The sequence below is a fragment of the Acinetobacter sp. YH12102 genome (assembly GCF_013419125.1).
Lineage (GTDB): Bacteria > Pseudomonadota > Gammaproteobacteria > Pseudomonadales > Moraxellaceae > Acinetobacter > Acinetobacter pseudolwoffii.
The window spans coordinates 108,654-131,594 of record NZ_VPAS01000006.1; the positions used below are offsets into that span (position 1 = coordinate 108,654).

Sequence of the window (22,941 nt, forward strand, 5' to 3'; positions counted from 1 at the left end):
TATGAAGCCTATTGGCATTTTGTCCAATTCATAGACAATTAACAGTAGCTTTATGTAAAATTCAAATGGCAACCATTTATTTAATCAATAACGAATATGAGACGTGCTATAAAATTAATAAACTGATTTTATTAATAATTTTTAAAATAAATACTATTCATAATTAAAATAAATAACCAAGACAATTCAAATATTTAGTTTTATCTTATTGTTTTTATTATATTTACAAATAAAATAGCATTATATGCCAAAAGAAATCTAGTGCTTCTTTGGTCTTATTTTTTTTATCATTTTATGCTTTAATACAGCCACTTTTTTTCATATATCATCCGGGCAACATTTTTATTGCTCGGATTGTACTTTGTACATCCTTTTTGTACACATTTGAGATAGGCCTCACCATGACCCAAGTGAACGCACCAGAATTCGTTCGTCACCCTAAGCTTATTGCTTGGGTGGAAGAGATTGCTAAATTAACAAAACCAGCAAAAATTGAATGGTGTGACGGTAGCGCAGAAGAATATCAACGTTATATCGACTTGATGATCGCTAACGGCACAATGCAAGCACTGAATCAAGAAACTCATCCTGGTTCTTATCTTGCGAATTCTGATCCTTCTGACGTTGCTCGTGTTGAAGGTCGTACTTACATTTGCTCTGAAAACAAAGAAGACGCTGGCGCAACCAACAACTGGGAAGCGCCTGCTGAAATGCGTGCTCGCCTCAACGGTTTGTTTGACGGTTCTATGAAAGGTCGTACTTTGTACGTTGTGCCTTTCTCTATGGGTCCTTTAGGTTCTCATATTGCACACATCGGTATCGAATTAACAGATTCTCCTTACGTTGCTGTAAGCATGTCTAAAATGGCTCGCATGGGTAAAGCTGTTTATGACGTTCTAGGTACTGATGGCGAATACGTTCCATGTGTACATACTGTGGGCGCTCCGCTAGAACAAGGCGAAAAAGACGTTGCATGGCCTTGCAACCCTGAAAAATACATCGTGCATTATCCAGAAACTCGTGAGATCTGGTCTTACGGTTCTGGTTATGGCGGTAACGCATTGCTTGGTAAAAAATGCCTGGCTTTACGTATTGCATCATTTATGGGTCGTCAACAAGGCTGGTTAGCTGAACACATGCTGATCCTTGGCGTGACCAATCCACAAGGCGAAAAACACTATATCGCAGCGGCATTCCCATCTGCATGTGGTAAAACCAACTTCGCGATGTTGATTCCACCAGCGGGCTACGAAGGCTGGAAAATTGAAACTGTAGGTGACGATATTGCTTGGATCAAACCAGGTGAAGACGGTCGTCTATATGCAATCAACCCTGAAGCTGGTTTCTTCGGTGTAGCACCGGGTACAAATACCAAGACCAACCCGAACTGTATGGCAACATTAACTAAAGATGTGATCTATACCAACGTTGCTGTAACTGACAACGGTGAAGTTTGGTGGGAAGGTCTTTCTAAAGAAGTACCTGCTAACCTGACCAACTGGAAAGGTCAACCTCACACTGGCGAAGAAAAAGCTGCGCATCCAAATGCTCGCTTCACTGTTGCTGCTGGTCAATGCCCTTCGATTGACGCTGACTGGGAAAATCCAGCAGGTGTTCCAATTTCTGCGTTCATCTTCGGTGGTCGCCGCGCGGACACAGTGCCTCTAATTTCAGAAGCATTTGACTGGGTTGATGGTGTTTACAAAGCTGCAACCATGGGCTCTGAAACCACTGCTGCTGCTGTTGGTCAACAAGGTATTGTTCGTCGTGACCCGTTCGCGATGCTTCCTTTCGCTGGCTACAACATGGCGGATTACTTCACGCACTGGTTAGAAATGGGCGAGCAAGTTGCTGAGAAAGCTGAAGCTGCTGGCAACAAACTTCCTGGGATCTATAACGTGAACTGGTTCCGTCGTGACGCTGAAGGCAACTTCGTATGGCCTGGTTTCGGTCAAAACATGCGCGTTCTTGAGTGGATCATTGACCGCTGTGAAGGTCGTGCAACTGCTGTTGACACACCAATTGGCCGCGTTCCAACTTATGAACAATTGAACTGGACTGGTTCTGACTTCACGAAAGAACAATTTGACCTTGTGACTGCTCAAGATAAAGATCAATGGATCAAAGAACTTGAAAGCCACACTGAATTGTTCGACAAACTTGGTGGTCGTTTGCCAGAGGCGTTAAAACAACGTCAAGCAGAATTAATTGCTGCGGTTAAATCTGCTTAATTGCTGATTGATCTAAAAGTTTGATTAAAAAAGGTCGCGTAAGCGGCCTTTTTTATTAAATGGATAAACAATTGATCACAATTGACCAGAGCAGCAGTTGAAGCAAACTATGGCATAATTAGCGCAAGACTTTAGGAAATATAAATATGAAAAGAACAACGGTCATTTTAGCTCTGGCTGCAAGCAGCTTCATGTTAAGTGCGTGTCAGACTGCACCACATCAATTCAACGGAAAAAGTGGCTATGAAATTCTGGAACGTTCAGGCAATACAGCAACCTTGAGCTATACGCTTTCAGGACGGCCTAATCAGGATGAAAGAAAATTGCAGGCAGCCTGTCAACAGACTTTGGGCGGTTCAAAAACCTATAATATCCAGATTTTAAGCACCAATGAAATTTCTAATCCACTTGCGGAGCAGGAACAATATGGCCGCCAATTAGGTAATAGCCGCACGCAAATCAGCTTAAGCAATACCCCAGATCTATATAATAGCGAGAATCTCGGTGCACGCGAAGCCTTAGACGCCCGCCCAACCACGATGCGTGTCATTCGTTATACTTGTTCTTAATATCCGATATATTCAAAGCAACACAATAAAAAGGGCTTATTGCCCTTTTTATTTTTCAAATTCAACGTGTTTTATAAAAACTGACATTACGAAATTCCGGCGATTCATCCAGGTCTGGCCAGGTCGTCGCGCTACGTTCATCCAGCTTTATATACTTTGGATGACTAAAATTTTTGACTCGACTGTCTGCTACCCATACTTCAGGTGCGAATTTTAAAAATTCATCCAGGAAGAAACGGTTGCATTGATCATAGAGCACATCTGCGGCTAACAGAATATCTAGCTGCTCTGCCTTATACAGATCATCCAAATATTCAAGCTCGACACTATTCAGCTCTGCATTGGCACGACATGCATCCAGACTGATCTGGTCGATATCACAGCAAATCACCCGTTTTGCGCCTGCCATTTTCGCTGCGATCGCCACTACACCCGAACCCGCACCAAAATCCAGTACCACCTTGTCTTTGACATGCTGTGGTTCAGCCAATAGCCATTGAGCCATAGACAAGCCAGACGCCCAACAAAAGATCCAATACGGCGTATCATTCCAGATACGACGAATCACTTCATCATCGAGTTTATCTGTTGGAAATACCGGTGGAATGAGCCATAAAGAAATAGGCGTATCGGGAAGCTGCTGCGCCTGTAATTCACAATGTGGAATCACATCATGTAAGGCTTTTAGCAGATGCTGAGGGGCTTTAGGCAATTGAAAGGTACAGCTCATTGGGTTTCTTTTAATTGGTATTTATATCTTTGAAAAATCTCCCTTAGCCCCTCTTTAAAAAAGAGGGGAAACTCTATCCAAAAATAGTGATCAGAGTTCCCTCCTGAGCTAAATTTAAAGCACTGCTTTTAAATTTAGCGCAAGTGGAGGGTTAGGGAGGATTTAATTAACCAAGCGCTTTTTCAGCAGCTTCTACCGTTTGACGAATCAAAGTGGTGATGGTCATCGGGCCCACACCACCCGGAACCGGGGTATAAGCAGACGCAATTTCTTCAATGCCTTGCAACTGGATATCACCTACCCCACCGCCATCCCGTGGATGGAAACCTGCATCAACTACCACTGCACCTGGTTTGATCCAGTCTTTTTGAATCAATTCCGCTTTACCGACCGCACCAACAATAATATCGGCTTGTTTTACAAATTCAGGTAGGTTTTGAGTGCGTGAATGGCAAATGGTCACAGTTGCGTTGGCTTCAAGCAGCATTGCCGCCATTGGTTTGCCCAAAATTGCAGAACGACCTACAACCACCGCATGTTTACCCGCGATTTCAATGTTGTTTTCTTTCAGAATCGTCATGATCCCGGCAGGCGTCGCTGACCCATAGGCAGCTTCGCCCATCGCCATACGCCCGTAACCCAGGCAAGTGACGCCATCGACATCTTTTTCAAGCGAGATCGCATCGAAACATGCACGCTCATCAATTTGAGCCGGAACCGGATGCTGAAGCAGAATACCGTGTACATCTGGATTGGCATTTAACTTTTCAATTTCTGCAAGAAGTTGTTTAGTTGTGGTTTCTGTTGGAAGCTCAACTTTCAATGAATCCATACCAACACGGCGACAAGCATTGCCTTTCATACGCACATAAGTTGCAGATGCACCATCGTCACCTACCAAAATCGTCGCAAGAATTGGAGTACGACCTGATTTTGCTTTCAGCGCTTCTACGCGAGTAAACAAGTCAGCTTCAATTTGCTTCGCCAATGCACGACCGTCTAGAACTAATGCCACGGCATTTCTCCCAAGTGTTGATATGAATCAATTTTGCACATTCTACATGAATAATTTAAATATTTTCCGCCAGATGCTGTTTTTATGCGCATACAAATGAATATGCTATTGTTTTTTTTTCAGGGCTTGATAATATACGCATCAACAAGACGTGGCGGGGTGGCAGAGTGGTCATGCAGCGGACTGCAACTCCGTGGACGCCGGTTCGATTCCGACCTCCGCCTCCATCTTGTTAAAGCCCGAGTGGTGAAATCGGTAGACACAGGGGATTTAAAATCCCCCGCCCACAAAGCGTGCCAGTTCGAGTCTGGCCTCGGGCACCATTTTAATCCTTGTTAAAATGGTGCAATAAAATCTCCAGCATTAAGCTGGTTTTTTTATGTCTGAAATTTAGAAAATAAGTCAAACTATCAATCAAGCCATCTTATACAGACGTGCGATTTTATCCCGCAGAACGTAAATAACGTTCTAAATCTTGCTCCAGTTTCTGCTGAAAATGTACAGGCTCAGTAATCTTGATGTGGGGCATCCAGTAACGCACCAAAGGTAAAAGCTGCATTTCATGGCGAATCTGACAACTGATTAACAACTCTCCCGATGCTGACTCTTGCTCAATCTGTTGTTCCGGAAATAAACGACGCTCTTTAAAAAACATGGCGACTTCTGGCTGAATTTTTACCCAGACTTGTTGTTTCTGCTGCCCAAACCAGATCCCTTCTTCATCCTCCAGAATTTTTAATATTTCAGCCTCATGTTCAAAGGGCTTCAGATCAAGCAACAATTCAACTTGCTGAATCTGACTGAGACGGTAGGTGCCTAGTTTTCCCTGATCTATACCCGCCAGATACCAAATGCCATGATGATGGATTAAACGATAAGGCTGGATATTTCTGGATTCTTCACGATAACGTAAATGAATATAATAACGCTTATGAATAGCAGCGGCTAAAGTTTTAAAATGCTCAGCAAACTGTTTGGTGTCTTCAAAATGATAGCCTTTTGCAGAAAACACCAGATTGGCACGATCATCTAACAATTCACGTAAAAACGACATATCCAACGCCGGATAAAGCTCACTGATCCCGGAAAGTTGAGCAAAGTTTTGAATATCTTGTAGCTTAAACCGTCCCAAATAAGAGGTATCCAGATAATATCTTTTTTGTTCATCCTGAAGTAAAGGCAAGTAAGAGCTTAGCCGATCGAAATCACGCTCTATGGTGCGGGTGCTGACCTGGAATTCTGCAGCCAATTCGGTAGCCCGAAGTTGATATCCGACATTTAATTTGGTCAAAATTCTGGCTAAACGCTCTGCAAGACGTTCATGTGTTGAAGCTTGCCGCTTCATAAATCCCCACTTAATACACTGTTATGTACTTACTTATAGCTAAATATTTGATTAATTATACTCAATCTCAATAAGTGAGTAATATTAGGACAAAGTCTAAGGCATTTATCTATATAAAGTCCTCGTTATCTATTGACTATAAAAATATCACTGCTTATTTAGATTTTCTGGATCGCTTTTGACCTGCATGACTATTCTGGGTGGTTAATCTTTCCACATAGCGCTCTAGATGCAGCATCGCACCATATAATTCATGTAGTTTTGTCCAAGTGATTGTCCCGCGTATAATCATTTTATGAATACGCCCTAACGCTTTTGAACCATGTTTAGGACTATAAGGTGCTGAAATAATTTTCATATATTTTTCCATCTCATATTCATGTGAATGTTGAATCTTTTAGTCGGAATTATCTATGAGTGCAATTTACCTATCATTCTTGACAGGTTGTGTCGCATAGTTGTTATTTTTTAACTTTTATTCAAAATAATATACATTTTTTTGTTGTTAAATTTTTATTTAAAACCAAAAAATACCAGTGAAATCACTGGTATTTTTTGACTCGATCACATTCGATCAAATTACTTCAACCACCACTTTACCGACATGCTCCCCGGTATCCATGGCTGCATGTGCATCTTGGATTTGATCAAACTTGAAAGTTTTATAAATCATAGGCAGACATTCACCTTTCGCCCATAACGGTGCCACTTGTTCTTTGAGACCTTGTGCAATTTCAGCTTTTTCAGCCCTAGTACGTGCACGCATGGTCGAACCCGTAATGGTCAGACGTTTCATCATGATAGGACCTAAATTAACCTCTTTGGCTTTACGACCGCCCAAAAAGGCGATATACACCAGACGTCCATCACGACGCAGCAAATTCAGGTTCCGCTCTAAATATGGCCCACCCACCATATCCAGAATGACATCGACCCCGCCATTGTCAGTTGCTTCATTAATCACTTGCTCAAAGTCTTGCGTCTTATAGTTAATCGCATAAGTTAACTCTGAAATAGCTGCAACCTTGTCATCCGTACCGACAGTCGCAAAGCTTTTAATTCCAAGTGCTTTACATAACATTAAAGCAGTAGTGCCAATGCCGCTGCTCCCGCCATGAATCAGCACGGTTTCGCCTGCTTTGGCCTGCCCCATCTGGAACACATTGGCCCACACGGTAAAAAAGGTTTCAGGAATGGCTGCCGCCTGTGTAAAGCTTACACCTTCCGGAATATTCAAGGTCTGGCTTTCTGGTACGACACAATATTCTGCATAACCACCACCATTGGTCAAGCCACAGACTTTATCACCAACTTTAAACTGGCTTACCTCAGCACCGACTGCAATCACTTCACCCGCGACTTCAAGGCCCGGGACTGGTGTTACGCCTTTTGGCATTGGATACAAACCTTGACGTTGCAAAATGTCTGGACGATTAATTCCGAAAGCATGGACTTTCACCAGAACTTCATCTGCTTTGGCTTCGGGGATCGCAACCGTTTCATAAGCCAATTTATCGATATCACCCGGTTCTATAATAATAATCTGTTGCATGCTTGCTTGTGACATATATTTCCCTGCTTATTGAATATTCAAGATACTTGGCGTTATTTGAACATAGTTAAGCTGAGGAATGAAGCCAAGTCGGACTTATGTATAATCAAGTCACTATTCAAAAAATTGATAGGAGATGGATATGAGCGAGATCATTGAGTATAACGAGAATAATTACAGTAATTTTGAATGGTTCGAAGGTTTTGCAGTCATTCGCTTTTATGCCGAATGGTGTAAACCTTGTATTCAGAATTTTCCGGTCTTTAATGAACTGGCAGCGCAATATGCTGAAAGCAAGCCCGAAATCAAATTTGGCAAAGTAAATATCGACCAATCTCCAGTATTAACCTTGCGCTATCATGTTTATGGCCTGCCTTCTACGCTGATTTTTAAAAATGGCACAATCATTAAAAGGATTGCTGGCGCAAAAAGTCTAACGGAGATAAAGACGATTCTATCTCAATCCCTAACTGATTTTTCTGAATAATTAAAGCATACATATCTGAAGATAAACTGTAGAGAAAATTTCGTTTTTACCCCTCGGTAAAATCCGGACTTGGTAATTAACCACGGCTTTTATACTCTTTGACCATCCGATCACTGACATCTTCCGGATAACACAAAGGTGCATGCCCACCCGCCCGATTATATGCACTACGTTTACCATAGCGACTGCCATTACTGGCCGTATTGTAAGGACATGGACAATTCCCCGGATAACGATCAATCGACTGCTGGATAATTTTTTGCTTAATTGCATCTGTACTGGTCGCCTGTTTAGCGTCCACCCCAAAAGCCAAACACAACCCGATTAAAATAAATATTTTTTTCATAAACACCCCTCAATATTTGTATTATATCGAGAAGAAATTTAAGTGAAAGTTCAACATTCACACGGCTGCACATTATTTACATACTTAAAAAGTATCCAAATAAAAAAAACCGCTTTACAGCGGTTTTTTTAAATCGACTCAGTCTTATAATCGAACCAATTCTACAATTTTCTCAGCAAGCTCTTCGACTGCTTCCACAATTAAAGTGGTGTCCGTACCTTCAGCAGTATCGGTAATCACCACCACACCTGTTTCACGAAGCAATGCAACTTGTGCAGCATCAAGACCCGCTCTGGCAATTGCCACGATGCCTTGCTGAATCAGTAAACTTTCAAGTGCCTGAGCATTTTCCAAAGCTTTTGCCGAGACAGTCAGCGCAGCAGGTTTTTGCCCCAAACGCGCAGCACGCACTTCAGCAGTCACAGGCTCATCATGTGCAGACCATTCAACTGATTCTTCCACCATACCTGCACCAATCGTCACGTTATTTAAACGATCAATGAAGATAAATGAACCGGTATAACGGCTGTCTTGATAACGGTCAAAGACCACGGGCGCATCAAATTCAACAGTCACATTGGCAATCGCATTCAGCTCAAGATTTTCGACCTGAACTTTCTCCAGTGTGTTGACGTTGGTACGGTAATGAATCGCTGTCACTTTTGCAGGAACAGTCTGTGTACCAATCTTAATGTTGTACAGCTTGCCAATCACCAGCGCTTGATCCGCCATCCACACCACAGTCGCTTGAACTGAACGAGAAATATTTGGAACCGCTTGATCGGCACGAATTAACACGTTACCACGTGAAATATCAATTTCATCGTTGAGCGTTAAAGTCACAGCTTGACCTGCAACAGCACGTTCAAGGTTGCCATCAAAAGTAACGATTTCTTTTACTGTTGATGATTTACCTGATGGTAAAGCCGTTACGGTATCGCCAACGTTGAGATCACCAAGTGCGATCGTGCCGCAGAAACCACGGAAATCGAGGTTTGGACGGTTGACATATTGCACTGGGAAACGAAAATCTGCTTTTGCCGAAGTACGGTTAATTTCTACCGACTCAAGCGTACCCATTAACGTTTCACCGGTGTACCACGGCGTATTGGCGGACTTGTTCACCACGTTATCGCCATTCAATGCAGAAATTGGCGTAAAGATGATGTTCGATGGTTTGCGATCGCCCAACTGCGCAACGAATGCTGCATATTCTGCCCGAATTTCATTGAAGCGGGCTTCAGAGAAGTCCACCAGGTCCATCTTGTTGATCGCAACGACAATATTTTTAATACCAAGTAAGCTTGCAATAAAGGTATGACGACGGGTTTGAGTTTGCACACCATAACGCGCATCAATCAAGATAATCGCAAGGTCGCAGGTCGATGCACCTGTTGCCATGTTACGGGTGTACTGCTCATGTCCCGGAGTATCGGCAATGATGAACTTACGCTTTTCAGTCGAGAAATAACGATAGGCGACATCAATGGTAATGCCCTGCTCACGTTCTGCCTGCAGACCATCTACCAGAAGTGCCAAGTCAGGTGCATCGCCTGTGGTACCGACTTTTTTCGAGTCACGGGTGACGGCTTGCAATTGATCTTCATAAATCAATTTTGAATCGTAAAGCAGTCGACCAATTAGAGTCGATTTACCATCATCTACGTTACCGCAAGTCAGGAAACGCAACAGGTCTTTATTTTCATGTTGTTTCAAATAGCCCAAAATATCTTGGCTAATCAGTTCTGATTGATGAGACATTGCCCAAAGCTCCACATATTCTTTAGAAATCGGTTTTGAATCCCTCTAAATCTCCCTTTATAAAAGGGAGACTTCCTCCACTTTTAAGCCCCTCTTTCTCAAAGAGGGGTTTGGGGAGATTTTTAGGGGGAGATTAAATTAGAAGTAGCCTTCCTGCTTCTTCTTCTCCATCGAGCCTGCTTCATCATGGTCAATCATACGACCCTGACGCTCAGAGCTGGTTGCCAAGAGCATTTCTTGGATAATTTCCGGCAAGGTATCTGCAGTTGATTCAACTGCACCTGTTAATGGATAACAACCTAAAGTACGGAAACGTACCGATTTCATTTGTGGAACTTCACCTTCTTTTAAAGGCATACGTTCGTCATCAACCATAATAAGTGTACCGCTACGCTCAACCACAGGACGTTCTGCAGCCAGGTAAAGTGGCACAAGTGGAATACTTTCCAAATAGATGTATTGCCAGATATCCAACTCGGTCCAGTTTGATAACGGGAATACACGAATACTTTCACCTTGATTCACTTTACCGTTGTAAAGGTTCCAAAGTTCAGGGCGTTGGTTTTTGGGATCCCAACGATGTTTATCATCACGGAATGAATAGACACGCTCTTTGGCACGAGATTTTTCTTCATCACGGCGCGCACCACCAAAAGCAGCATCAAACTTGTATTTATTTAAGGCTTGTTTTAAACCTTGGGTCTTCATGATGTCAGTATATTTTGAACTACCATGATCGAAAGGATTGATGCCTGCCTCGACTCCTTCTTTGTTTTGATGCACGATCAAATCAAAACCATGTTTTTTTGCCATGTTGTCACGGAAAGCAATCATGTCTTTAAATTTCCAACCCGTGTCTACATGCAGTAGCGGGAATGGAAGTTTGGCTGGATAAAACGCTTTCAGTGCAAGATGCAGCATGACTGCTGAATCTTTACCAATGGAATAAAGCATGACTGGATTTTCAAATTCAGCTGCTACTTCACGGATAATATGAATACTCTCAGCTTCAAGCTGTTTGAGATGAGTAAGTCTTTCCTCATTTAACGACATGGACAACACCAGCTTAGAAAAACGTGTACTTATGACACTTTTGAAAATTTATATTCATTATAGTGATTTACTTATCTTAGCCATTGCTTGTTTTATGATATTGATATATCAAAAGCTCATATAAAAATTCACTAATAACAAATATCAGTTTTTATGAATCAATAATGAACGTCACCACATCTGACTATTTTTGCTGTACTAATTTTTAAATTCATCCATAAAAGCATAGATAAATAATCTAAAGTAGTGGTTTCCAAGATGCTGAAAAATTAATAGAGTAGGCTAAATTCTCCCTTTGATATATTTTGCTTATGGCTTATAGCGCTTTTGATCTCTCCACTCTAAAAACTCGCCTGGAACAAGCAGAGCTTGCAGGTTACATTTATCAGCATCAACAACACATTTTAGTCTTACAAGAACCTTTCAGTGAAGATGGCAAGCCTTTAAATATCTATTTGCAACATGAACTGACTGCCGACCAGATCGGATTACAGTTTGGTCTGCGTTTGAAAGAAGGTCATTGGGAATTCTTATTGGGTGTGACGTATAGCAACCAGAATGCAGCTTATGAAATCGGTGCGGGTAATCTTAAAGGTGATCAAAAAGCCTTTAACTTACTCTATGCATTTTACAATTACCCTAAAGCATTCTATCTGGTGGCATTGCCTTTAACCAGCAATAGCCAGATGCTGGAGCAGACTTTGGGACAGCAACTTTTCAGTCAGCCGGATCTGCATTTTCTGGATACTGCGATCAAGGTGAACCCGATGGGTGAACAGATCACATGGATAAAAAACTATATTCTGCAACAGACTCTGGATATGAAAGTCCGGATTCAGACTGCCTTACTCTAAGTCTTTAAGAAAGAAATATAGAGATACTAAGGCACAGTATTTCTATATTTCTCAGAAAAACCAATCCACACAACCTTAAAATTTACACAACATATTGAAAATAATTAATTTTTTAGCAGATTCTAAATAAACTTATAGTTTACTATTAACTTTAATAGTTCAATAATTATTAAATACATAATATATTCAATCCTTGTTTATAAGGTTTTTTGTTATTTTTTTGCATACAAAATTAATAATTACTGCTATCGTTATAGCATCAGAGGCTTCCTTACACTTTTCCTAAAACATAATTATAGAGATAAAAAATGTGGGAACTGTTTACTCATCCGTCAAATATCGTATTTAGTATCAGCCTGAGTCTGATGCTGATGTTTGCTGCACTGGAATGCATATTACTGCTGCTCGGTGGCGGCTCGCAGAATATGTTAGAACAGTTTTTGCCTGAAGACCCCCTGCAACCAGAAATTAATCCAGATCAACATCCCGGCTTTTTCACCAAAGTATTTGACTGGTTATATCTGGGACGTCTGCCTTTATTTATCTGGCTCATCATTTTTCTGACCAGTTATGGCCTGAGTGGCTTATTGATTCAGGGAATATTTGAACGCCTGACCAGCCAGCTCTTCAATGTATGGCTAATTTCCCCAGCCTGTCTGTTTCTGTGTATGCCGATAGTGCGCTGGCTTGCCATGGCTGCCAGCAAGCTTATGCCTCAAGATGAAACTTCTGCCATTTATAGTGACGAGCTTATTGGGCGTACCGCAATCATTATTCTGGGTGATGCCAAAGTCAACTCTCCTGCACAAGCCAAAGTCCGGGATCAGCATGGCCAGACCCATTATGTTTTAGTCGAACCAGAAACCAATCAAATTTTAAATCAAGGTCAGAATGTCGTACTGACCCATAAAACCAAAAATGGCTTTCAAGCCACTGCACTCTAATTTTATTCAGCCAGAACCAAACTGAGACTTTATAACAATGTTAACTTTTGATTTATATAATATTTTAATTATTTCTGGAATTATTTTTGCAGCACTGGTGACCTTCGGTCTCATCATTGCGCGCCTATACCGCCGGTCCAGTAAAGAAATCTCCTTTGTGCGTACCGGTTGGGGTGGTGAAAAAGTGATTTTGGGCGGAGGCGCAATCGTGCTCCCAGTCTTGCATGAAATTATTCAAGTCAATATGAACACTCTGCGTCTTGAAGTGCGCCGTGCAGATGATCAGGCACTGATTACCCGTGACCGTATGCGCGTGGACGTCATGGCCGAATTCTATGTGCGGGTCAAACCTACTGCTGATTCAATTGCAACAGCCGCACAAACGCTCGGGCAAAAGACCATGTCACCGAATGAATTAAAAAATCTGGTCGAAGGCAAATTTGTCGATTCACTGCGTGCAGTAGCAGCAGAAATGGCCATGGAAGAACTGCATGAAAAACGGGTCGACTTTGTACAAAAAGTACAGCAAGTGGTTTCAGAAGATTTGCATAAAAATGGTCTGGAACTGGAAACCGTTTCCCTGACTGGCCTGGATCAAACTGGATTTAAATATTTCAATCCACAAAATGCCTTTGATGCTGAAGGCCTGACCAAGCTCACTGAAACCATTGAAGATCGTCGTCGCAAGCGAAATCATATCGAGCAGGATACCGACCTGGCGATCAAAACTAAAAATCTGGAAGCAGAACAGGCGCGCCTGCAAATCATTCGTGAAGAAGAATATGCCAAGCTGCAACAGGAACGCGAAATTGCCATTCGCCGTGCCGAGCAACTGGCTGAAATTTCTGCTCAGGAAGCCGGTAAAAAACGTGAAGCAGAAGAAGCACAAATTGCTGCTGAACGAGAAGTCGACCTCAAGCGTATTTTAGCGGCCCGTGATGTAGAAAATGAGAATATCCAAAAAGCGCAGCTGATTCAAAAAGCCCAAGTCGAACAAAAGAAAACTATTGAGCTGGCCGAACAGGATCGTGCCATTGCCATTGCAGAAAAATCTCGCGCCGAATCTGAAGCCAAAGCGCAAGCCGATCAGGCACGTGCTCAAGCGGTAAAAGCGGAAGAAGAAGTCATCACTGTACGCCAAATCCAGCAGGCAGAGCGTCAAAAAGCGGTTGAGCTGGTCGCAGCCAAAGAACACGCAGAAAAAGATGCAATTGCGATTACGGTTGCCGCTGAAGCCGGAAAACAAGCCGCAGCAGATGATGCCGAAGCAGTACGTATTGCTGCTGAAGCTGAAGCCGAAAAGGTTCGTCTTAAGGCCAAAGGTGAAGCGGACGCAAAAATTCTACTGGCTCAGGCGATGGAAAAACAGTATCAGGTCGATGCAGAAGGTACCCGTGCAGTCAACGAAGCCAATAATGTGCTGTCACCTGAACAGGTCGAAATGCAGATTCGCCTAGCCATGTTGAAATACTTGCCTGAAATTATCCGGGAAAGTGTTAAACCGATGGAAAATATTGATGACATCAAGATTCTTCAGGTCAATGGCCTGCATGGCAGTCATGCCGGTTCCTGTCAGACAGATGCACATCATAAAAATGGCAATGTTGCCCTGTCAGATCAGGTGGTAAATAGCGCCCTGCGTTATCGCAGCCAAGCACCCTTAATTGACAGCCTAATGAATGAACTTGGTATTCAGGGTGGTGATATTAATGGTATGACCCAGAGTCTGAAGGCTAAAACTTAAAAATAGAATGAGATATAAAAAAGCTCCCAACTGGGAGCTTTTTAGTGCATGTTTAATCTATAAATCAAACCAAACCTTTATCTTTCAATACTTGCAACATGGTTGAACCAAGTTCCGCAGGACTGCGGGTATATGCCATACCCGCACGCTCAAAGGCAGCAAATTTTTCTTCAGCAGTTCCTTTACCACCTGAAATAATTGCACCCGCATGCCCCATACGCTTGCCTTTAGGTGCGGTAACACCTGCAATATAACCGACCACAGGCTTGGTGACATGAGCCTGAATATATTCCGCTGCCTCTTCTTCTGCGGTACCACCAATTTCACCAATCATAATAATGGCTTCAGTCTGAGGATCGTCCTGGAACAGTTTCAAGCAGTCAATCTGGTTCATGCCCGGAATCGGATCTCCCCCGATCCCGATACAAGTCGACTGACCCAGTCCAAGCTTGGTGGTCTGCGCTACGGCTTCATAGGTCAAAGTCCCTGAGCGCGAGATAATTCCAATTTTACCCGGCTGATGAATATGACCCGGCATGATCCCGATCTTACATTCACCCGGCGTAATAATGCCCGGACAGTTTGGCCCGATTAAACGCGTGCCATTACCATTGGTTTCCAGATAACGCTTGGCTTTAAGCATGTCGATGGTCGGTACACCTTCAGTGATCACCACAATTAACTCAATGCCCGAATCAACCGCTTCAACAATAGAATCCAGCACAAATGGTGCAGGAACATAAATCACCGAAGCATCTGCGCCAGTTTCTTTCACCGCTTCGCGCATGGTATTGAATACTGGTAATTCCAGATGGGTTTGACCACCCTTACCCGGTGTTACACCACCGACAACTTTGGTGCCGTAAGCCAAAGCCTGCTCAGAATGAAATGTACCGTTTTTTCCTGTAAAGCCCTGTACCAATACTTTGGTGTCTTTATTCACTAATACGCTCATGATTGATACTCCTTAAGCTTTTACAGCAGCAACGATTTTTTCTGCAGCGTCAGCAAGACCATTTGCAGAAATCAATTTCAAACCTGATTCATCCAGTAATTTTGCACCCAGTTCCGCATTGTTGCCTTCGAGGCGAACAACCACAGGAACGGTCACATTTACTTCCTGAACCGCCGCAATAATTGCTTCTGCAATCATGTCACAACGTACAATTCCACCAAAAATATTAATCAACACACCCTGCACAGAGTGATCTGCCAGAATAATTTTAAAAGCTTCAATCACGCGCTCTTTGGTCGCACCACCACCGACATCGAGGAAGTTGGCAGGTTGACCACCATAAAGCTTGATAATATCCATGGTTGCCATCGCAAGACCGGCACCATTCACCATACAGCCAATGTTCCCTTCCAATGCCACATAGTTCAGATCGAATTCAGATGCTTTGAGTTCACGTTCATTTTCCTGAGACTTATCACGTAGCGCAGCCACTTCAGGCAAACGGTACAGTGCATTCGAATCAATCCCGATTTTGGCATCCACACACAGAATATCGCCATTTTCACGTACCGACAGCGGATTGATTTCAAAAAGTGCAAAATCATTGTCTACAAATGCCTGATAAGCAGCAGTCATGACTTTAACAAATTGATTAATTTGGCCATCTTTGAGTTTTAGGGCAAAAGCCACTTCGCGAGCCTGAAATGGCATGAGCCCCACTAAAGGATCAACTTCAACTTTAATAATTTTTTCAGGGGTTTCTTCGGCCACTTTCTCAATTTCAACACCGCCTTCAGTCGATGCCATAAAAGTAATGCGGCGGGTTGAACGATCGACCACCGCACCCAAATAAAGTTCGCGCTCAACAGGATAAACATCCTCAGATACTAAAATGCTATTTACCGGCTGACCATTGGCATCGGTCTGATAAGTTACCAGGTTTGAACCGATGATCTGGTTGGCATATTCAGCAGCCTCGGTAGCCGATTTAACGACTTTTACACCACCGGCCTTCCCACGACCACCTGCATGCACCTGAGCTTTCAGTACTGCGAACTTTCCACCTAACTGCTCAAAAGCATGTACCGTTTCATCGGCATTGGTGGCAAGTATCCCTTCCTGTACCGGCATACCATATTTTTTTAATAGCGCTTTTGCTTGATACTCATGTAAATTCATTCAATAACCTTTTATTACTTCTTTGCCTTGTTATAAACCCACCAGTACCCAGACGTCCGTCAAAGCAGTACCAGCATTTCTTAAAATCGTTATCTTTATTTTTAGATGATTGTTCCCATAAAAACAACCATGAAATGTAAAAAGAGCGACCTAAGCCGCTCTTTTTTTAATTTTATTTACGTTTGCGTTGAATCGCATGAATCGCACGACCATCGACCGCAAGTGCAGCTTCGTGTACCACTTCAGAGAAAGTTGGATGACCAAAAGTCATCAACTGTAGATCTTCAACTGAAGATACAAACTCAAGTGCAATCATACCTTGGTGTACGATGTCAGACGCAGCAGGTCCAATCACGTGCATACCCAATAGACGATCTGTTTTCGCATCAGCAACAAACTTCACAAAACCAGCATTTTCGCCAGCAGCCATTGCACGGCCGTTTGCCGCAAAACCGAATTGACCGGTTTTCACTTCGTGACCTTTGTCTTTGGCTTGCTGTTCTGTTAAACCAACCCACGCCGCTTCCGGATGGGTATAGATGACAGAAATAATCGTGTCGTAGTTGACTTGAGCGGCATGACCGTGAATACGTTCAACGGCCATTACGCCTTCTTCCATGGCTTTATGCGCAAGCATAGGACCACGAACCAAGTCACCAATTGCGTATACGCCGTCCACAGACGTTGCACACCAATCGTTCACTTCAACCAGACCACGCTCAGTCAGTTTAATGCCGCAATCATCCGCCAATAAACCTTCAGCATAAGCACGACGGCCTACACATACGATTAACTTGTCGAAAGTTTGAGTCTTGTCTTCACCGCCCTGAGTGTACTTCACAGTCACTTCAGAACCGTTCACTTCAGTACCAGAAACTTTCGCACCAACGCGAATATCAAGACCTTGCTTAGTCAACAGTTTTTGGTAGTCTTTTGCCAAGGCTTTATCAGCCATTGGTAAGAATGCATCCATTGCTTCAAATACAACAACTTCAGCACCCAGACGACGCCAAACTGAACCTAATTCAAGACCGATAACGCCCGCACCAATTACGCCTAATCGTTTAGGTACTTCTTGGAATTCAAGTGCGCCAGTTGAGTCAACAATAATGTTTTGATCAACAGGTGCAGATGGGATATTGATTGGCACAGAACCAGTCGCAAGAATCACGTATTTTGGTTCTAAAATTTGAGTTTCGCCTTCATGAGAAACGAACTCAACTTTTTTACCGGCAAGTAATTTACCTGTACCTTTTAACCATTCGATGCCGTTGCCTTTCAGCAAGCCATCAATACCCATGGTCAATTGGTCAACGATTTTGTCTTTACGCGCTAAAAGTTTAGCAAGATCAAATTTCACTTCACCCGTGGTAATACCGTGATCATCTAGATGCTGCACTGTATCTTCGTAACGGTGAGAAGAATCAAGCAAAGCTTTAGACGGGATACAACCCACGTTTAAGCAGGTGCCACCTAAAGATGGCTTGCCTTTATGAATACGTTTTTCGATACACGCAACTTTGAAACCAAGTTGAGCTGCACGAATTGCTGCTTCGTAGCCGCCCGGGCCACCACCAATTACGACTAAATCGAATTGAGACATGTTTATCTCCAAATAATCCCCTTTAATCTCCCTTCAAAAGGGAGACCTAAGCCCTCTTTTTAAAAAGGGATTAGGGAAGATTCTTAATAAATAAATTACAGATCAAGGATAAGACGCGCTGGCTCTTCTAACAATTCTTTGATTGTTACAAGGAAACCGACTGCTTCTTTACCATCGATTAGACGGTGGTCATAAGACAATGCAAGGTACATCATAGGCAAGATTTCTACTTGACCATTCACTGCCATCGGACGTTCCTGGATTTTATGCATACCCAGAATCGCAGTTTGTGGCGTGTTCAAGATCGGAGTAGATAACAATGAACCGAAAGTACCACCATTGGTAATCGTGAATGTACCGCCAGTCATGTCTTCGATGCCTAATTTGCCATCACGCGCTTTCGCAGCGTATGCACGAATACCGTTTTCAACTTCGGCATAGTTCATGCGGTCTGTATCACGAAGTACAGGAACCACCAGACCACGCTCAGATGAAACTGCAACACCAATGTCATAGTAACCGTGATAAACAATGTCATCGCCATCGATTGATGCGTTCACTGCCGGATAGCGTTTTAGCGCTTCAGTTGCTGCTTTAACAAAGAATGACATGAAGCCAAGACGTGCACCATGACGTTTTTCAAACGCATCTTTGTATTGAGCACGCATTTCCATGATTGGTTTCATGTTCACTTCGTTGAACGTGGTCAACATTGCAGTTTCTTGAGTCGCTGCAAGTAAACGTTCAGCAACACGCTTACGAAGACGTGTCATTGGAACACGTTTTTCGATACGTTCGCCCACAGCAACGCTTAATGGCGCAGCAGCAGGAGCAGCTGGTTTCGCTTGGTGGTTTGCCACATCTTCTTTGGTGATGCGACCGCCACGACCTGTACCCGCAACATCAGCTGCTGCAACACCAGATTCAGTCAATGCTTTACGCACTGCTGGCGCTTGGTCTTGTACTTGCTGACGTTCAACGATTGGTGAATTACCTGCTTCAGTATTCGCCGCAGCTTGTTCAACTTTCTCTTCAGACTGAACTGCTTGAGTTTGAGCAGCGCCAGAAACAGCACCTTCTTCAAACTGTGCAATGACTTCAGCTGAAAGTACAGTGTCGCCTTCATTTTTAATGATAGAGGCAATTGTACCGTCTGCAGGAGCAACAACTTCTAAAACAACTTTATCAGTCTCAATATCACAGATCACTTCATCACGTGATACTGCTTCACCTGGTTGTTTGTGCCAAGTTGCGATCGTACCGTCCGCAACTGACTCTGGGAATACCGGTGCTTTAATTTCGGTTGCCATTACTTAGAATCTCCTGGATTATTCAGCGTCGATCGCAAGCGCGTCGTTGATGAGCTGAGCTTGTTGTTTTGCATGCAAATATGGTGAACCACAAGCCGGTGCAGCAGATGCTTCACGGCCAGCGTAGCTAATACGGACTTGTTTATCCGCTTTCATCACATCGTCATATAGACGCGGAGCGATGAACAACCAAGCACCTTGGTTTTTAGGCTCTTCTTGTGCCCAAACCAGTTCTTTCACATTTGGATATTGTGCAAGGACTTCTGTCAGGCGTTTTTCTGGGTATGGATATAATTGTTCAATACGCACAATCGCAGTATTGTTCAATTCTTTTTCACGACGTTTTTCAATCAGGTCGTAATACACCTTACCACCACACAGAACCAGACGGGTTACATCTGACTTGTTGATGTTGTCCACTTCATCAATCACGGTCTGGAAGCTACCGTTTGCAAGTTCTTCTAGCGTAGACGTTGCAAGTTTGTGACGAAGAAGAGACTTCGGTGAAGTCACGATCAATGGCTTACGGATTGGACGAATCGCTTGACGACGTAAAGCATGATAAATCTGTGCAGGTGTGGTCGGTGTGATCACTTGCATGTTGTCTTCAGCACATAGCTGTAAGAAACGCTCTAAACGTGCAGATGAATGTTCCGGACCCTGACCTTCAAAACCGTGTGGAAGAAGCATGGTCAAACCACAGACACGTTCCCATTTGGTTTCACCAGACGAGATGAACTGGTCAATCACAACCTGTGCACAGTTCGCGAAGTCACCGAATTGCGCTTCCCAAATGATCAAGCTCTTAGGAAGAGTCGTCGCATAACCATATTCAAATGCCAATACCGCCATTTCTGACAACAATGAGTCATAGATTGCAGTACGCGGCTGGTTTTCTTTCAGGTTACACAGCGGAAGATAAGTTGAACCATCGACCTGGTTATGCAGTTTTGCATGACGGTGCGAGAAGGTACCACGACCTACGTCTTCACCGGTTAAACGAAGCAAGTAACCATCATCTAGTACAGTTGCATACGCCAGAGTTTCAGCAGCACCCCAGTTCAGTGGCATTTCACCCGTTTGCATTTTCAGACGGTCATCGATCACTTTCGCAACCTGACGCTGCATCACGAAGCCTTCAGGAAGTTCGCGCATTTTCGCGCCAAGTTCTTTTAGACGCTCGATCGGGAAAGTCGTATCCCATTCGTCTGTGTAGTCATGACCCAAGTAAGGCGTCCAGTCCACAAACATTTTCTTGTTCGGTTCAAGTACCAGCGCATTGGCAACGTGATTACCCGCTTCCAGATCTGCACGGTAATTTTCAACCATTTGATCTGCATTTGCACGATCAAGAACACCCTGTTGTACCAGTTGATCCGCATAAAGCGTACGCGTGGTCGCTTTCTTGCTAATCACTTGATACATCATTGGTTGAGTTGCAGCCGGCTCATCCGCTTCGTTATGACCACGACGACGGTAGCAGAACATGTCAATCACAACGTCTTTACGGAAAGTATGACGGAAGTCATGAGCCAATTGTGAAATGAATACCACAGCCTCAGGATCATCACCATTGACATGGAAGATCGGCGCCTGGATCATTTTCGCGATATCAGTACAGTATTCTGTAGAACGCGCATCACGTGGATCAGAAGTGGTGAAACCCACCTGGTTATTAATCACAATGTGCACTGTACCACCCACGGTATAACCGCGAGTTTGTGACATCTGGAAAGTTTCCTGGTTGACGCCCTGACCTGCAAATGCAGCATCACCATGTACGATTAATGGCAATACGTCATCGCCGCCAATGTCTTTACGACGTACTTGACGTGCACGTACCGAACCCTCAACCACAGGGCCAACGATTTCCAAATGTGACGGGTTAAACGCCAATGCCAAGTGAACTTCGCCACCTTGGGTCATCACGTTTGAAGAGAAGCCTTGATGGTACTTAACGTCACCAGAACCTTTCTTGTGAATCGATTTACCTTCAAATTCACCAAACAGGTCAGCCGGGTTTTTCCCCATGATGTTAACCAGAAGGTTCAAACGGCCACGGTGAGGCATACCGATTACAACTTCTTTACAGCCAACAGAACCTGCACGCTGAATAATTTCGTTAACCATCGGGATGAATGATTCACCCCCTTCAACGCCAAAACGTTTTGCACCAACAAACTTATTACCTAGATATTTTTCCAGGCCTTCAGCTGCGGTTAAACGTTCAAGGACATGTTTCTTTTGTTCAGCATTAAAACCATATTGACCACGTGCACTTTCCAGACGTTGTTGAATCCAACGTTTCTCTTTGGTGTCCACGATGTGCATGTATTCAGCACCGATTGAACCACAGTAAGTGGCTTCCATTGCCTGAACCATCTCAGCCAAAGTCGCTTCTTCTTTACCGATCGCCAGGTTGCCAGTATTGAATACCGTATCTAGGTCCGACTGAGTTAAACCATGCGCAGCAAGATCTAGATCAGGCACAACTTCACGTTTCGCCAAACCCAATGGATCCAGTTTTGCTTTCTGGTGACCACGATTACGGTATGCAGCAATCAGCTGCAACACGCCAATTTGGCGACGTTCATGCTCTGAGCTGACAGTTGATTGAACAACAGGCTGAATACGGCTTGAATTACGACCTAAAAGTAGGAATTGCTCACGTACATTACTGTGTGGTTGATCACCTTTTGGGAATTTACCGAAGTATTCTTGCCAGTCAGCACCTACTGAATCCGGAGCCGTCAAATACTGCTCATAAAGTTCTTCAATATACGCTGCACTATCAGCGCTAAGTTCAGTGTCAAGACGCAGAGCGTCAGCAACTTCTTGCATTTGTGGACCCATTTCCTATTGCAAAAACATTTTCAGGATGCTTTTTAAGCAAAACCCAGGATTATTAGTGTCAGATTGGTAATATGACACTAGTCCCCCATAAGGCATAAGCCATGAGGCGTTATCACCACACCAAGAAAATCTTGATATGTTTAATGAACAATAACACCCCTCAGCGGTATCATTACTCATTGAATACCCGATCGAAACCGGGCAATTTTTTGCAAATCGACTTAGAAAAAACAAGTAGGAACAAAGATTTTTTCTAAAGCGACTCAAGCCTACCTTTATATACCAGTCCCTGGTTATGCAATGTTTAAAAAATGTACCTAAAATGGCATTTTCTAAAGATAGTCATAGGCTAAATGCTAACATGTTCTCAAGTTTTCAATTGATTTTTTTGACACATACCTTTCATAAAT

At 43.3% G+C, this 22,941-nt stretch carries 19 protein-coding genes and 2 tRNA genes; 8 read left to right on the forward strand and 13 right to left on the reverse strand.

The window, feature by feature from the left end:
• Positions 1 to 401 precede the first annotated feature (401 nt).
• Positions 402 to 2,231: a phosphoenolpyruvate carboxykinase (GTP) gene (locus FTU42_RS07815; protein ID WP_005096308.1), complete on the forward strand. Its 1,830-nt coding sequence runs from the start codon at positions 402 to 404 to the stop codon at positions 2,229 to 2,231.
• A 146-nt stretch (positions 2,232 to 2,377) separates the two neighbouring features.
• The gene (locus tag FTU42_RS07820) at positions 2,378 to 2,800 is read left to right on the forward strand and encodes a hypothetical protein (protein ID WP_159138049.1); all 423 of its coding nucleotides are present in this window, start codon (positions 2,378 to 2,380) and stop codon (positions 2,798 to 2,800) included.
• 61 nt (positions 2,801 to 2,861) lie between these two features.
• On the opposite strand, the gene FTU42_RS07825 is transcribed toward FTU42_RS07820, so the two are convergent.
• Both FTU42_RS07825 and folD read right to left on the reverse strand, forming a co-directional pair.
• A complete protein-coding gene (locus FTU42_RS07825) occupies positions 2,862 to 3,530 on the reverse strand; it encodes a methyltransferase (RefSeq protein ID WP_180075192.1) in 669 nt (222 codons plus the stop codon).
• Positions 3,531 to 3,696: 166 nt separating this feature from the next.
• Entirely contained in the window at positions 3,697 to 4,545 is an 849-nt protein-coding gene (gene folD / locus FTU42_RS07830; RefSeq protein ID WP_100328806.1) for a bifunctional methylenetetrahydrofolate dehydrogenase/methenyltetrahydrofolate cyclohydrolase FolD, read from the reverse strand.
• Between the two features lie 153 nt (positions 4,546 to 4,698).
• Here folD and FTU42_RS07835 point away from each other — a divergent pair.
• Positions 4,699 to 4,772: transfer RNA gene (locus FTU42_RS07835), tRNA-Cys, on the forward strand.
• 10 nt (positions 4,773 to 4,782) lie between these two features.
• A tRNA-Leu gene (locus tag FTU42_RS07840) sits at positions 4,783 to 4,868 on the forward strand.
• Between the two features lie 119 nt (positions 4,869 to 4,987).
• Here FTU42_RS07840 and FTU42_RS07845 read toward each other — a convergent pair.
• The 3 genes from FTU42_RS07845 to FTU42_RS07855 form a co-directional block, all read right to left on the reverse strand.
• Positions 4,988 to 5,890 carry a YafY family protein gene (locus FTU42_RS07845; protein ID WP_005096301.1) on the reverse strand — a complete coding sequence of 301 codons (903 nt, stop codon included), beginning with the start codon at positions 5,888 to 5,890 and terminating at the stop codon, positions 4,988 to 4,990.
• 154 nt (positions 5,891 to 6,044) lie between these two features.
• Positions 6,045 to 6,248: a hypothetical protein gene (locus tag FTU42_RS07850; protein WP_180075191.1), complete on the reverse strand. Its 204-nt coding sequence runs from the start codon at positions 6,246 to 6,248 to the stop codon at positions 6,045 to 6,047.
• A 216-nt stretch (positions 6,249 to 6,464) separates the two neighbouring features.
• Entirely contained in the window at positions 6,465 to 7,457 is a 993-nt protein-coding gene (locus FTU42_RS07855; RefSeq protein WP_005171939.1) for an NAD(P)H-quinone oxidoreductase, read from the reverse strand.
• A 127-nt stretch (positions 7,458 to 7,584) separates the two neighbouring features.
• Here FTU42_RS07855 and FTU42_RS07860 point away from each other — a divergent pair, with 127 nt between their 5' ends.
• Complete coding sequence (locus tag FTU42_RS07860) at positions 7,585 to 7,929, forward strand: co-chaperone YbbN (protein ID WP_005171940.1); 345 nt, start codon at positions 7,585 to 7,587, stop codon at positions 7,927 to 7,929.
• A gap of 76 nt (positions 7,930 to 8,005) precedes the next feature.
• Here the strand turns inward: FTU42_RS07860 and FTU42_RS07865 are convergent, their stop codons facing one another.
• The 3 genes from FTU42_RS07865 to cysD all read right to left on the reverse strand — a co-directional run bounded on the left by FTU42_RS07865 (position 8,006) and on the right by cysD (position 11,089).
• Positions 8,006 to 8,275, reverse strand: coding sequence for a hypothetical protein (locus FTU42_RS07865; protein WP_180075190.1), 270 nt, complete (start codon positions 8,273 to 8,275; stop codon positions 8,006 to 8,008).
• A 144-nt stretch (positions 8,276 to 8,419) separates the two neighbouring features.
• Complete coding sequence (gene cysN / locus FTU42_RS07870) at positions 8,420 to 10,036, reverse strand: sulfate adenylyltransferase subunit CysN (protein ID WP_180075189.1); 1,617 nt, start codon at positions 10,034 to 10,036, stop codon at positions 8,420 to 8,422.
• Between the two features lie 138 nt (positions 10,037 to 10,174).
• Positions 10,175 to 11,089 carry a sulfate adenylyltransferase subunit CysD gene (gene cysD, locus FTU42_RS07875; protein ID WP_005096294.1) on the reverse strand — a complete coding sequence of 305 codons (915 nt, stop codon included), beginning with the start codon at positions 11,087 to 11,089 and terminating at the stop codon, positions 10,175 to 10,177.
• Between the two features lie 311 nt (positions 11,090 to 11,400).
• Here cysD and FTU42_RS07880 point away from each other — a divergent pair, with 311 nt between their 5' ends.
• The 3 genes from FTU42_RS07880 to FTU42_RS07890 all read left to right on the forward strand — a co-directional run bounded on the left by FTU42_RS07880 (position 11,401) and on the right by FTU42_RS07890 (position 14,631).
• Positions 11,401 to 11,943 (forward strand): hypothetical protein, encoded by a 543-nt coding sequence (locus tag FTU42_RS07880; RefSeq protein ID WP_180075188.1) that lies wholly within the window; start codon positions 11,401 to 11,403, stop codon positions 11,941 to 11,943.
• A gap of 308 nt (positions 11,944 to 12,251) precedes the next feature.
• Positions 12,252 to 12,887 (forward strand): YqiJ family protein, encoded by a 636-nt coding sequence (locus FTU42_RS07885; RefSeq protein ID WP_005096292.1) that lies wholly within the window; start codon positions 12,252 to 12,254, stop codon positions 12,885 to 12,887.
• 37 nt (positions 12,888 to 12,924) lie between these two features.
• Positions 12,925 to 14,631 carry a flotillin family protein gene (locus FTU42_RS07890; RefSeq protein WP_180083224.1) on the forward strand — a complete coding sequence of 569 codons (1,707 nt, stop codon included), beginning with the start codon at positions 12,925 to 12,927 and terminating at the stop codon, positions 14,629 to 14,631.
• A 64-nt stretch (positions 14,632 to 14,695) separates the two neighbouring features.
• Here the strand turns inward: FTU42_RS07890 and sucD are convergent, their stop codons facing one another.
• From sucD to FTU42_RS07915, 5 genes are all read right to left on the reverse strand, one after another.
• A complete protein-coding gene (gene sucD / locus FTU42_RS07895) occupies positions 14,696 to 15,586 on the reverse strand; it encodes a succinate--CoA ligase subunit alpha (RefSeq protein WP_005096290.1) in 891 nt (296 codons plus the stop codon).
• Between the two features lie 12 nt (positions 15,587 to 15,598).
• Positions 15,599 to 16,765, reverse strand: coding sequence for an ADP-forming succinate--CoA ligase subunit beta (gene sucC, locus FTU42_RS07900; RefSeq protein ID WP_005096289.1), 1,167 nt, complete (start codon positions 16,763 to 16,765; stop codon positions 15,599 to 15,601).
• Positions 16,766 to 16,937: 172 nt separating this feature from the next.
• Positions 16,938 to 18,368 carry a dihydrolipoyl dehydrogenase gene (gene lpdA / locus FTU42_RS07905; protein WP_005096288.1) on the reverse strand — a complete coding sequence of 477 codons (1,431 nt, stop codon included), beginning with the start codon at positions 18,366 to 18,368 and terminating at the stop codon, positions 16,938 to 16,940.
• A gap of 95 nt (positions 18,369 to 18,463) precedes the next feature.
• Complete coding sequence (gene odhB / locus FTU42_RS07910; RefSeq protein ID WP_005171964.1) at positions 18,464 to 19,678, reverse strand: 2-oxoglutarate dehydrogenase complex dihydrolipoyllysine-residue succinyltransferase; 1,215 nt, start codon at positions 19,676 to 19,678, stop codon at positions 18,464 to 18,466.
• An 18-nt stretch (positions 19,679 to 19,696) separates the two neighbouring features.
• A complete protein-coding gene (locus FTU42_RS07915; protein ID WP_074383181.1) occupies positions 19,697 to 22,519 on the reverse strand; it encodes a 2-oxoglutarate dehydrogenase E1 component in 2,823 nt (940 codons plus the stop codon).
• Between the last annotated feature and the right edge of the window lie 422 nt (positions 22,520 to 22,941).